The sequence below is a fragment of the Chryseobacterium sp. HNCC26DJ240 genome (assembly GCF_057180485.1).
On record NZ_JBXUGK010000001.1, the window covers coordinates 461563 to 474982 of the forward strand.

Sequence of the window (13420 nt, forward strand, 5' to 3'; positions counted from 1 at the left end):
AATGGAAAAAACACGCATAAATAAATACCTTTCTGAAGTGGGATATTGCTCAAGGAGAGCTGCAGACAAGCTTTTGGAGGAAGGAAGAATCAAAATCAACGGTCAGATTCCGGAATTGGGGACTAAAGTTTCGGATGAAGATCATATTGAAGTAGACGGAAAACCCATTCGTGAATCTGAAGAAAAACCGGTTTATCTTGCTTTTAATAAGCCAAGAGGCATTGTCTGCACCACAGATTCGAAGCGTGAAAAGAATAACATCATTGATTTTATAAATTATCCCAGAAGAATTTTCCCAATTGGGAGACTTGATAAAGATAGTGAAGGGTTAATTTTTCTTACCAGTGACGGAGATATTGTCAACAAAATTCTTCGCTCAAAAAACAACCACGAAAAAGAATATATCGTGAGAGTAGACAAGCCAATAAACCCAAAATTTTTGGATAAAATGAGAAATGGCGTTCCAATTTTGGATACTGTAACAAAAAAATGTGAAGTAGAAAAAATTGATGATATGCATTTCAGAATTATCCTTACGCAGGGCTTAAACAGGCAGATCAGAAGAATGTGCGAATATTTGGGCTACGAGGTAAAAAAACTTAAACGTATTAGAATAATGAATATTTCTCTTGATATTCCGGTGGGTAAGTGGAGAGATTTTACTGATGCAGAATTAAGTGAAATCAACTCATTAATCAAGGATTCTGAAAAAACTAATAACTGAAAAATTTTCACTTTTTTATTACTTAGCACTTAATTAATTACCTTATTTGTAAAAATTTCAATAGAATTTTTCTATAAAATGTATCTTGTTATGTATTATGTGAGTATATTTGTGCACACAACAAATCGAACACATTTAAAAAAATACCAAGATGAAAAAAATGCTCTACTTAGTAGTGCTGGGTTGTTTTGTTGTGCCCAGTCAGAAGCTATTCTCACAAGTTGGAATAGGGACAACATCAGTTGAAAATAATCTTCTACTGAAAGTTCATTCTCCGAACAAAGGTGTTCTGCTCCCTAATCTTAATATTGCTAATCTTTCGCTTGCCGCACCAGTTACCAACCCTGCTTTAGGTCTTTTGGCGTATAATAAAGCAACCGGAAAACAAGGTTTTAATTTTTGGGACGGTACAAAATGGAATGAGCTGGTAGATACCCGTAATGTATATTCTGTATTGGGTATTACAGTTTCATACAGTACTTCTAATTCAGCTCCATTAAATATCAACACAGCGCAGGGAGCTATAAATTATGCTGAGAATTCCTTGCCAGGGACTATTTGGTCTGAAGTGCCAGGTCTTTCTAAAGATATTACAATCACACAAACGAACAATAGTATGGTGGTGATTACAGAAGGTATGGTTCAGGCTAATAATGCCGCAGCAAACTCCGCTAACACTTTTACTTATGCCGTCGGAATTTTTGTAGATGGAAAACTGGCGGGGGTAAGAAATTATTCTACACGGTATTCTAGCATAAATCAATACGATTATTTTTCTATCAATTCAGTTCTAAAAAACTTAAGTGTAGGAAATCACACTATTAAAACTTACGTAACCGTAAGAGTAAATGACTATTCTTCTGCATCGCAGTGGCGATTTGGCGGTCCGGTAGGAACAGCTTCTCTAAACGCTGATATGACGAAGATTAATATGTATATCAAACTTACCGAAAAATCATAAATCACAAAAGATGAAAACATTTTTTCTAAGATTCCTGTTAATTATACTGGGAATTAATTACCACGCACAAACCGGTTCTGTAGGAATTGGTACAGAAACACCAAATTCTGCGGCAATTTTAGATTTGGTTGCTACAAATAAAGGTGTAATGCTGCCACAGATTGCGCTTAATGCCTCTAATGTTTCAGATGCAAGCTTTATGGCTACTGCGCCTACTACATCATTATTAGTTTATAATACAAATGCATCATTTCCTGGTGGAAAAGGCTTGTATTATTGGGATGGTAGTAAATGGATATTCTATTTTAACTCTGCAAACCTTAATCTTCTCCTCGGTATCACCAAATATTATTCTAAAATTTATCCTGGTGGTACGTATTCATTTAGCTATCCTGGTGAAACACTTTATGCTAATGACAGTGCTTTGGCTTTACCTTGGGTAAAGGTGCCGGAAACAGCGGATTTTGACATTGTGATTGATCGACCGGAGAATAATACAGTAATCACATTTACAGGAATGGTTCAAGTGGGAACATCATCAACGACCGCTAACGTAAATTATGGACTGGGTATTTTTGTTGATAATAAACTTGTTACCTCAAAAGCAGTTTCTTTGAATGGAGATAATAGTTGTCCTTTTCAGGAATTTACAATTACAGGAGTTTTGGATGATTTATCAGTGGGAAATCACAAAATTACCCTCGGTGTTGCCAACCGTACGGGGAATGTGGGAAGTGAACTTACTTACTACGGCAGAAAAGCCGGCGGATGTACTAATATTACCAATGATGAAGCACAAATCAGTGCTATCGTTTTAATCAATCAACCTCTACCTTATTAAGAAACCATCATGAAAAAAATTATATATACATTAGTAATGTCAGCAGTACCTGCAATGTTTTTTTCTCAGGTTGTAATGACAGATAAGTCAGTTCCGGCTATTGATAACAGTGCTGTTCTAAAATTAGATTCTGATAACAAAGGTGTTCTGTATCCAAGAATACCGTTGGATTCAAATCTGGATGTGACAACTGTCCCTTCTCCTCAAAATGCAACTATTGTTTTTAATACAAAATCAACAGCGTCTCTGCCTCAGACAGTCGCTTACTTTGACGCAGGAAAATGGAATGCTCTTTTGACAAAAGAGCAGATAGTTACCAAGCTTGATTTGGTAAATGTAAGTTCAATTTCTTCTCCTGGTAATATTGCAATTACGGGCTATTCTCCTGGAAATTTTAGTATCGGAGATAATGTTTCTGCAAGCTGGATTCCTTTGCAGATTGAGGATAGTAAAACTTTTACCAGAAGCAATAATTCTTTTGCATTTACGGTGGAAGGAATGGCTCAGCTTGACAAGGCTTCCAATAGTTATTTCGAGTATGCAATCGGAATCTTTGTAGATGATAAATTGGCTGTTGTAAGAAAATATCATAAGCATAATGAGAATTTTACCTGCTCATGGCATAAATTTGTACTGAATGGTGTAGTTAATAATTTACCCATCGGAAATCACACAATCAGTGTAAGGGCGAGAAATATATCATCCTCTTCTTCAGCTGCGGACCAAAAAATTATTTACGGTGGTGTAGCTCAAAACTCAAATGCTGGCAATCCTCCGTGTGATAATATGAGCAATTTTATGTCTAAAATATCGCTAAGTACCACAGTTGTGGAATCTATAAACTAATCTTTTTTTTTTTTTTTTCACTATTATTATAATGGAACTGCTTACGGGCGGTTCCATTTTTTTGTTATTGATAATTTTAAAATAGTTTAAAAACATTAGATAAAGTAATTGATATTTTTTGTATTTTTGCAGTCACTTTTTGTGGACAGGTCTTTAAAGGTAAATTATTATAAATTAATTACTTCCGTATTTTTTAAAACCACATTTATTAAGACCATTAAAAAAGAAGGAATACAAATTTTATTAGAAAATGTCAAAAGAGACAAATTCAGCAGAGGTTATTCTTAACCAAAACGTAGCACCAGAACAATTTGACTGGGATTCTTTCGAATCTGGTCTTGATGCAGATGCGAGAAAAGAAAAAAGCGATCTTGAGGAAATCTACAACGGATCTCTTAACAGCCTAAACGATAACGACGTTTTGGTTGGTAGAGTAGTAAGATTAACTGATAAAGAAGCTATCGTAGACATCAACTTCAAATCTGAAGGTGTGATTTCTCTTAACGAATTCCGTTACAACCAAGGCCTAAGTGTAGGTGACGAGGTTGAAGTAATGGTAGACAGAAGAGAAGACAAAACTGGTCAGTTACAGTTATCTCACAAAAAAGCTAGAACGCTTAAAGCTTGGGATAGAGTAAACGAGCTTCACGAAACTGGAGAAATCGTTAACGGTTTTGTTAAGTCTAGAACTAAAGGAGGTATGATCGTTGACGTTCACGGTATAGAAGCATTCTTACCAGGTTCTCAAATCGACGTTAAGCCAATTAAAGATTACGATCAGTTTGTAGGAAAAACTATGGAGTTCAAAGTTGTGAAAATCAACCCTGAGTTCAAAAACGTAGTAGTGTCTCACAAAGCATTGATCGAAGCAGATATCGAAGGTCAGAAAAAAGAAATCATCGCGCAGCTTGAAAAAGGTCAGGTTCTTGAAGGTACTGTTAAGAATATTACTTCTTACGGTGTATTCGTAGATCTTGGTGGTGTTGATGGATTGATCCACATTACAGACCTTTCTTGGTCTAGAGTGAACCATCCATCTGAAATCTTAGAAGACGGACAGACTGTGAAAGTTGTTATCCTTGACTTTGATGACGAGAAAACAAGAATCCAATTGGGTATGAAGCAATTAGAGGCTCATCCTTGGGATGCTCTTTCTGCTGACATGAAAGTTGGTGATAAAGTAAAAGGAAAGGTAGTAGTTCTTGCTGACTATGGTGCATTCGTTGAGATCGCTCCAGGTGTTGAAGGATTAATTCACGTTTCTGAAATGTCTTGGTCTACTCACTTGAGAAGTGCAGGAGATTTCGTAAAAGTAGGTGACGAAGTGGAAGCTGAAGTACTTACTTTAGACAGAGAAGACAGAAAAATCTCTTTAGGTATGAAACAGTTATCTAAAGATCCATGGGAAAATATCGAAGCTAAATATCCGGTAGGTTCTGAGCACGTTGGAACTGTAAGAAACTTTACAAACTTCGGTGTATTCGTAGAATTGGAAGAAGGTATCGACGGATTAATCTATATCTCTGATCTTTCTTGGACTAAGAAAATCAAGCATCCATCAGAATTCTGTGCAGTAGGTGATAAATTGAATGTTGTAGTTCTTGAGCTAGACATCCAGGCTAGAAGATTATCTCTAGGTCACAAACAATTAACAGAAAACCCATGGGATAAATTTGAAACTAAATATGCTGAAGGAACTGTACACACAGGATCTGCTGTAGAAGTTCACGATAAAGGTGCTTCTGTACAATTCGAAGATGCTGAAGTGGAAGCATTCTGCCCATCAAGATTATTAGAGAAGGAAGACGGATCTAAAATCAAGAAAGGAGAAACTGCTGAGTTCAAAGTTATCGAGTTCAACAAAGAGTTCAAGAGAGTAGTTGTTTCTCACACAGGAATCTTCAGAGATGAAGAGAAAAAGAATGCAAGAGAAGCATCAAACAACAGATCTAATAACAACAATAGCATGTCTTCTTCAAACATCGAAGAAAGATCTACTTTAGGTGATATTGATGTATTAGCTGAATTGAAAAAGAAAATGGAAGGAGGTAAATAATCTCTGATCACATTCTTATAATTTAACCACTCATTTTATGGGTGGTTTTTTTTATTAATAATTTAAATTAATATAATTTTAAACTATAATTCCCGAATTAATTACTTAATAATAAGTATCAAAAAAAGAGTATTAAAAGTTAAACAAAAATAATATTACGTTGATTATTATTTGTAAATTTGCCGCTTTAATGATCAATATGAAAAAGCTAACTTTACCTCTTTTATTTGCTGTTACATTATCGCTAAGTTCAGTATCTGATTTATATGGACAAGATTACAAACAGCTTGTAAGCGATTATATTTCACAAAATACAGTCCGTGATTATAAAAAAGCAGATCTTAATGGATTTACTGTGGATATCGTAGATTATTCCTCATCAATGAATGGAGATGTTGTAAAGTTCCAGCAAATATACAAAGGTTATCCTGTTTTAAACGCTGTAGGGACTGCATTGGTAAAGGATGATAAAGTAGTTTATTTTAATGATACATTTGTAAAAAACTATGATATTTCAACATCAAATACTCCTACAATTTCTGCAAGGACTGCTATTTCAACAATAGCCTCTCATCTTAATAATTCTTCGATTGAAAATTTTAACATACTTAACTCTTCCGATATTGATTTAGAAAATGGAAAATTTGTAAAACAAAAATTAGTTTTCTTTACTTTTGAAAACAATTTGAAGTTGGCATATCAAATGACTGTCCAGCAGCCAAACTCTCCAAGTTTATGGAATTTTGTAATTGATGCTCATTCAGGAAATATTCTTTTTAAGGAAAATTTAAATTTATTATGTAATTTTTATCACGATGCATATAGCCATGATCATTCATCACATGAAAATTTCGTAGGACCTGTTCAGGGATCAGCAGCAGAAAATACATTTAATATGTTAATTCCTGATCCGGCATCTTATAATGTATTTCCTTTACCAATTGAAGCTCCAACATTCGGAAACAGATCTGTTGTCTCAAACCCTTGGATTTCCTCATCTTCCCCTGAAGGTTGGCATTATGATGGAGCAACACATTACACAAATACACGAGGAAATAATGTATATGCATATTTAGACATTGCCGGAAATAATGTCATTGGGGCTTCCCCAAATGGTGGGGCATCCCGAAATTTCGATTTTCCATTCAATATAAATGCTGCTCCATCAACGCAGCGCGATGCCGCAACAACAAATCTTTTCTATATAAATAATAAAGTGCACGACATCTTCTATAAATTTGGTTTTACTGAAATTTCAAGAAATTTTCAGCAGACTAATTTTGGGCTGGGAGGAGCAGGTAACGATTATGTAAATGCAGAAGCTCAGGATGGAGGAAGTACAAATAATGCAAGCTTTGCAACACCTCAAGATGGGTCTAAACCACGTATGCAAATGTATCTTTGGTCTACATCCAACAGACTTTTTTACTATAATGCTCCTGGTATAGCTGTGCCCAGGCAGCCGTCAGCAGGGGTTGCCCAATTTGGACCTGCACTTACCGCTGCTGGTGTTACGGGAAATGTACAATTATCGCCTGTTTTGGAAGGTTGTACAGCTCTACCTGCAGGTACGTTTGCAGGCAAAATTGGATTAATTCAAAGAGGAAACTGTGACTTTACAATTAAAGTAAAAAATGCTCAAAACGCTGGTGCAATTGGTGTTATAATATATAATGCATCTACATCAAATCAAATTGGAAATATGTCGGGGACGGATTCAACTATTACAATCCCCTCCGTGATGATTAGTAATACTGAAGGCGAATACATAAAAACACATCTTGCAGCTAGTACAACGGTAAATGTAACTCTCAAAAATGATCCTACATCTTCTGTAACACCTGATGGGAGCTTTGATAATGGTATCATAATACATGAATATGGTCATGGAATATCGAACCGTCTTACTGGTAATGGATTTTCATGTTTATCGTCTTCTCAAAGCAAGGAGCAAATGGGAGAGGGTTGGTCTGATTTTTTTGCTTTAATGCTTACCAACAGACCAGGAGATAATGCTTCTGTTCCTCGCGGTATGGGCACCTACGCTTCTGGTGCTGGAATTTATGATGGAGGAATAAGACCTGCTAAGTACTCACCTGATTTCTCAGTTAATGGATATTCTTACGGTTATACAAATGGTATGGAATATACAAACGCAAGCGGTTTTGTTGTCCCAAACGTTCACTCGATTGGTTTTGTCTGGGCAACAATGCTTTGGGATCTTCACTGGAAGTATGTAGAAAAGTACGGATATTCTGCCGATGTGACAGCTAATACAACAAATGGTAGCTCTAGAGTTTTACAGTTAGTTACTGATGCACTGAAACTACAGCCATGTAATCCGGATTTTGTAACGGGCAGAGATGCTATACTAGCGGCTGAGCTTGCAACTACACAAGGGGTTGATAGATGTATGATTTGGAGAACTTTCGCTGCAAGAGGTCTTGGTGTAAATGCAGATTCAGGCAGCGGTACTAGTATTAATGACCAAACACCAGATTTCTCAGTTCCTGGAGATTGTGTATTATCTACAGACGAAGTAAAAGATGTAAAAGCAAACGCTATTTCAATCTATCCAAACCCTGCTAAAAATGAATTCTTCATCAACTTCCCTAAAAATACTATGGGCAAAGTAAATGTTGAAATCTTTGATATGAGCGGAAAGTTGGTAGCTTCAGAATACAAAGTTTCTGCTGACGAGAAAAAAGCGATCAATACTTCATCTTTAATTAATGGAACTTACATTGTTAAAGTAAAAGGTTTAGGAATTGATACTTCTTCAAAGCTTTTGATCAAAAAATAATTAGTAATATTTATTTTTCAAATATATCACCTCAGAGTTTTCTGAGGTGATTTTTGTTAGTATTGTTTGCTGAATTTTTGAAATCTTATATCGTACCTTTGTCGGCTGTAAAAAAGGTTATGAAGAAGAAAAATATTTTAAAAGGAGTATTATTTGTCGGTTTTGGGGCGAGTATTTACGGAATGCTTGCCACTTTCGTAAAAATGTCTTACAAAGAAGGTTTTACAACCTCCGAAGTGACCACTGCTCAGTTTGCACTGGGTCTGGTCGGACTCTTAATTCTGAATTTTATTCAAACGATTACTTCAAAAAAGAAATTATCATCCCCAAGCCGCAAAGAAGTTAAAATGCTTCTGATGGCCGGAACTTCATTAGGTTGTACAAGTTTGTTTTATTACATTTCAGTACAGTATATCGCGGTCTCTATTGCGATTGTATTATTGATGCAATCCGTATGGTTCAGTGTTGTCGTCGAGAGTTTCATTACTAAAAAATTTCCGAATACTAAGAAAGTTGTGGCAACAATAATTGTTTTGCTTGGAACGGTTTTAGCCACAAATTTGATCAATTTAGAAGTGAAATTAGATTGGCACGGAATCTTTTGGGGATTGTTAGCCGCAGCTTCATTTACCATGACGATGTTTACCTCAAATACTTTGGCAACCCATTTACCAGTGCTGAGAAAAAGCATGATTATGTTGACCGGTGGCTCAGTCATTGTAGCAACATTTTTATTCTTTGCTCAAATCGGACCGTTGTATTCTGAAAATTTAAAATCATTTTATCTAAATTTTACCGAAAATACCGAACACATCAGACCTTTTAATTATTCCATTTTCTGGACATACGGCTTTATTTTGGCGCTTTTCGGAACCATTATTCCACCGGTATTGTTCAATTTGGGATTTCCAAATACAGGTTTAGGTTTAGGGAGTATTATTTCATCTTTAGAACTTCCGGTGTCGGTAACAATGGCTTTTGTTTTATTAAACGAAAAAGTCATCCTCATTCAATGGATTGGAATTATATTAATTTTATTGGCAATTGTCCTGATGAATTTGCCATCCAGGAAAGAAAAACTTATTTCAGAAACCATTTTATAAACTAATACCACAGTTTAGTTATTTCGAAAATTTCATTAAAAATCTACACTTAGCTGAGTGAAACGCCTTTGCAAACGAAAAAATATTCAGTATCATTTTAATAAAACCTTTGCGAACTCTGCATTAAAAATCAATACTAAGTAATCATAATTAAATTATAAATAACACCCAAAACCGTTTCCTTTGAAGCGGTTTTTTTAAATTTATACTTAAATTCAATTTTCATGAACCATTTCAAAAATATTCTTACCGGAATTTCAATAACAATTACATCAGCTCTAGCTTTCTCACAGATAAAACCTTTGGATGCTACACTTTCCAATTATCAATATCCTTTTGAAGTACATTTCAAAGATTTAAATTCTCAAAAACAAAACCTTAAAATGGCTTATATGGATGTAAAACCTCAAAATTCCAACGGAAAAACCATCATGCTTCTTCATGGCAAAAATTTCAACGGAGCCTATTGGGAAAAAACGGCAAAAGATTTATCAGCTCAAGGTTTCAGAGTCATAATTCCGGATCAGATTGGTTTCGGGAAATCTTCAAAACCTCAGAGCTATCAGTTTTCATTTGCGCAGTTAGCAAGCAATACCAAAGCGGTTTTAGACGATTTGAAAATTCAAAAAATCATTGTTCTCGGACATTCAATGGGCGGAATGGTTGCCACAAGATTTACGTTGATGTATCCAGAAACAGTAGAAAAACTAATTCTTGAAAATTCCATCGGGCTGGAAGATTATAAAACTTTGGCCAAATATCAGACTGTCGACGAAGCGTATCAGTCCGAATTAAAAAACACCGCAGAATCCTACAAAAATTACCAGCTCAAATTCTACTACGACAACAAATGGAAGTCCGAATATCAACCATGGCTCGACCTCATTGCAGGTTGGACTTTACACAAAGATTATCCGCAAGTAGCATGGAATGCCGCTTTGACGAGTGATATTATTTTCAATCAACCCGTCGTTTACGAATTTAAAAATATCAAAACCCCAACTTTACTGATCATCGGAACCCGTGACCGCACAGCCATCGGTAAAGACCGTGCCCCCAAAGAAATTCAGCCAACCATGGGACAATATCAGGAATTAGGAAAGAAGACACAGCAGCAAATAGCAGGTTCAAAGCTTGTAGAATTGGAAAATGTAGGCCATCTTCCCCACATTGAAGTCTATGATCAATTCTGGAAAGCTCTGTATGATTTTATTAAATAGGATGGAAGCTGGAAGCTTGATGTTGGAAGTTTAAAATATTGAAAACAAAATTCTAAATGTGAACAAAAATGTTGATTATACACTCTCAAAATTCCCCTCCGCTGGAGGGGTGGCGAAAATTTCAAAGAAATTTTTGACGGGGTGGTCAAAACTAAGAAAACTTTCATAAAGGCCCAGCGGGACGACCGACCAAAGAATAGGATAAAATCCTATCAAAAACGTCAAATAATTTACCCCAAAATAAAAAGAGACCGCTAAAAAATAGCAGTCTCTTTTCGTATGTGTTGTTGTCTGAATTACTTCTTTTTGTAAGCAGCGTCCTTAATTCTCGCTTTCTTACCTCTAAGATCTCTAAAGTAGTAGATTCTAGATCTTCTAACTTTACCTCTTCTGTCAACTTCAATCTTCTGTAAAGCTGGCATGTTGATAGGGAAAACTCTTTCTACACCTACATCACCAGACATTTTTCTGATCGTGAAAGTTTTAGTAGCTCCAGTTCCTCTCAACTGAATTACAGTTCCTTTGAAGAACTGAGTTCTTGTTTTTTGACCTTCCTTAATTTCGTAATACACTGTAATTGTGTCTCCTGCCTTAAATTCAGGGAAATCTTTTTTTGTAATGTACTGGTCTTGTACGTACTTTAATAAATCCATTATTAATAATAAAAATTGTTTAAGCTAATCAACTTGCACGTCCATCGCTAGAGGTTGAATAACAGACTGCAAAAATAAAACAAATTTTTCTGTCCACCAACACTTTATAAAAAATATTTCCCAAAAAATCGTACCCAAAAACATCCGCTGTCCATCAATCATCAATCATTACCCATCACCCATTATTCATAAGTTGGGCGTGCCCCTCCCTCGTTCATTCCGCTTCGCTACATTTCCTCACTCGGGTCGGGCTGTCCGCTGTATCTTTTTTGGGTTGCCAAAGCTTTTCCCCTGCAACCCAAAAAAGGATGCCGCTTCCATCCCTCACGCAAAACAAATGTAGTTTTTCTTCTCAATCTTCATTTTTTCAAAGGCAATCTAATATTTTTTCCGACTGAATCTATGTTGAGATGCTTTCAGCATGACAAACTGAGTGAAAAATTATGTAAACTCACTCAGTTCCAGATCTGTGCAAATCAGTGTAATCTGTGGGAAATTTAACAAAAAAGTCTTAACCTCAATCTATGTTGAGATGCTTTCAGCATGACAAGATTGCGTTTCAGCATGAGTAATTTTTATTTAAACAAAAATCTGTGTAAATCCGTGTGATTTGTGCGAAATAAAAACTTTTCCAGTTTCGCAGAAAAATACTAATTTAAGACCTCCAAAATTTAATTCAAAAAATGATCGATAAAAGAGTAAAAAATGCACAGGAAGCGATTGCAGGAATTCAGGACGGAATGACCTTAATGTTAGGCGGTTTCGGATTGTGTGGAATCCCTGAAAATTCCATTAACGCATTGGTAGAAAGCGATGTAAAAGATTTAACCTGCATTTCAAACAACGCCGGAGTAGACGATTTCGGATTGGGATTGCTGCTTCACAAAAGACAAATCAAAAAAATGATTTCTTCTTATGTTGGCGAAAATGCAGAATTTGAAAGACAGATGCTTTCGGGCGAACTGGAAGTTGAACTGACTCCGCAGGGAACTTTGGCAGAAAAATGCAGAGCCGCACAGGCCGGAATTCCCGCATTTTATACGCCTGCAGGTTTCGGAACTGAAGTGGCAGAAGGCAAAGAAGTAAAAGATTTCAACGGAAAACCTCACATTTTAGAGCACGCTTACGACGCCGATTACTCCATCGTAAAAGCATGGAAAGGCGATTACGCAGGAAACCTGATTTTTAAAGGTTCCGCCCGAAATTTCAATCATCCAATGGCCGGTGCCGGTAAAATTACCATCGCAGAAGTCGAAGAACTGGTAGCGCCGGGAGAATTGGATCCAAACCAAATTCATATTCCAGGAATTATGATCCAGAGAATTTTTCAGGGTGAAAAATTTGAAAAAAGAATTGAACAGAGAACGGTTAGAAAGAAAGATTAATTTTCAGCCAACTTTTATGAAAAATACTCCGAAAATCAACTTTTGGGGTATTTTTTTGTCCAAATAATACTGGAGAATTCTTTTATACGCAATGATGTAAACTTCTCGCACCCCTCTTCCCTCTTCCCTCTTCCATCTCTTACAACCTAAGTCCAACTCTCAATCCAAAGCAAAAGTTAAATACATTTCCTGAACTTTCCTCGAGATTCAGCTTTTGGAAAAATGGTTTCAATCCTGTCCCTACGATTTCATGTTTAGATTCATCATAGTTCATAGGTGTATTTTCTAATTTTCTGTTCATCAATCCCAAACCGATATAAGGTTCCAAAACAATTTTTTTAGACACTGAAATTTGATTTCCAAACATTACATTAAAACCTTTTGCCTTTCTTTTAAATCCGAAATTATCTGAATATTTTACATCAGCATTATTTAAAAGAGAATAATCTACAATATCTGTACTTTGATTTTCACGGTAAAAAAATTGTAATCCGACATAAAATTCATTGTGATTAGATTCAATTCTTGAATTGAGCATCTTAAATAAGTAAATCCGACCTTCAAGATTGGTTTTGAAACCCCGTGATTTTAAAACGGGATTATCTGCTTTGCTGAATTCATAAAGCTGATATCCAGCTTCGGCATTGATACTGAAATATGAATTTATTTTTCTTTCAGCAGAAATTTGTAAAGTCGGATAAGATACAACATCTACCAACTGCGTTGCATTCAGTTTTAAAATCCATTTGCTTTCTTTTGCTTCCTGAGCAAAAATCAAAGTTGAGACGAATATTATGAGAAAGGATAGAGTTTTTTTCATTCAAATAA

Annotated in this window: 12 protein-coding genes; 9 read left to right on the forward strand and 3 right to left on the reverse strand. The window is 35.7% G+C overall.

Features of this window, described 5'->3' with window-relative positions:
• The first annotated feature begins 1 nt into the window (after position 1).
• The 8 genes from rluF (at position 2) to AC2A1G_RS02175 (ending at position 10554) form a co-directional block, all read left to right on the forward strand.
• A complete protein-coding gene (rluF, locus tag AC2A1G_RS02140) occupies positions 2-724 on the forward strand; it encodes a 23S rRNA pseudouridine(2604) synthase RluF (RefSeq protein ID WP_484045311.1) in 723 nt (240 codons plus the stop codon).
• 151 nt (positions 725-875) lie between these two features.
• The gene (locus AC2A1G_RS02145; RefSeq protein WP_484045312.1) at positions 876-1685 is read left to right on the forward strand and encodes a hypothetical protein; all 810 of its coding nucleotides are present in this window, start codon (positions 876-878) and stop codon (positions 1683-1685) included.
• Positions 1686-1695: 10 nt separating this feature from the next.
• Positions 1696-2526: a hypothetical protein gene (locus tag AC2A1G_RS02150; RefSeq protein WP_484045313.1), complete on the forward strand. Its 831-nt coding sequence runs from the start codon at positions 1696-1698 to the stop codon at positions 2524-2526.
• 9 nt (positions 2527-2535) lie between these two features.
• Entirely contained in the window at positions 2536-3372 is an 837-nt protein-coding gene (locus AC2A1G_RS02155) for a hypothetical protein (protein ID WP_484045314.1), read from the forward strand.
• Between the two features lie 250 nt (positions 3373-3622).
• Positions 3623-5428: a 30S ribosomal protein S1 gene (gene rpsA / locus AC2A1G_RS02160; protein WP_484045315.1), complete on the forward strand. Its 1806-nt coding sequence runs from the start codon at positions 3623-3625 to the stop codon at positions 5426-5428.
• Positions 5429-5627: 199 nt separating this feature from the next.
• Positions 5628-8231 carry a T9SS-dependent M36 family metallopeptidase gene (locus AC2A1G_RS02165; protein WP_484045494.1) on the forward strand — a complete coding sequence of 868 codons (2604 nt, stop codon included), beginning with the start codon at positions 5628-5630 and terminating at the stop codon, positions 8229-8231.
• A 119-nt stretch (positions 8232-8350) separates the two neighbouring features.
• Positions 8351-9334 carry an EamA family transporter gene (locus tag AC2A1G_RS02170; RefSeq protein ID WP_484045316.1) on the forward strand — a complete coding sequence of 328 codons (984 nt, stop codon included), beginning with the start codon at positions 8351-8353 and terminating at the stop codon, positions 9332-9334.
• A 224-nt stretch (positions 9335-9558) separates the two neighbouring features.
• Positions 9559-10554, forward strand: a complete 996-nt coding sequence (locus AC2A1G_RS02175) for an alpha/beta fold hydrolase (protein ID WP_484045317.1) — start codon at positions 9559-9561, stop codon at positions 10552-10554.
• A 296-nt stretch (positions 10555-10850) separates the two neighbouring features.
• Here AC2A1G_RS02175 and rplS read toward each other — a convergent pair whose 3' ends face one another.
• Positions 10851-11207, reverse strand: a complete 357-nt coding sequence (rplS, locus tag AC2A1G_RS02180) for a 50S ribosomal protein L19 (protein WP_062696960.1) — start codon at positions 11205-11207, stop codon at positions 10851-10853.
• A gap of 227 nt (positions 11208-11434) precedes the next feature.
• A complete protein-coding gene (locus tag AC2A1G_RS02185) occupies positions 11435-11563 on the reverse strand; it encodes a hypothetical protein (protein ID WP_484045318.1) in 129 nt (42 codons plus the stop codon).
• 327 nt (positions 11564-11890) lie between these two features.
• Here AC2A1G_RS02185 and AC2A1G_RS02190 point away from each other — a divergent pair, with 327 nt between their 5' ends.
• Complete coding sequence (locus AC2A1G_RS02190) at positions 11891-12592, forward strand: CoA transferase subunit A (protein ID WP_484045319.1); 702 nt, start codon at positions 11891-11893, stop codon at positions 12590-12592.
• Between the two features lie 139 nt (positions 12593-12731).
• On the opposite strand, the gene AC2A1G_RS02195 is transcribed toward AC2A1G_RS02190, so the two are convergent.
• Positions 12732-13412, reverse strand: a complete 681-nt coding sequence (locus tag AC2A1G_RS02195; RefSeq protein WP_484045320.1) for a DUF3575 domain-containing protein — start codon at positions 13410-13412, stop codon at positions 12732-12734.
• Positions 13413-13420 lie beyond the last annotated feature (8 nt).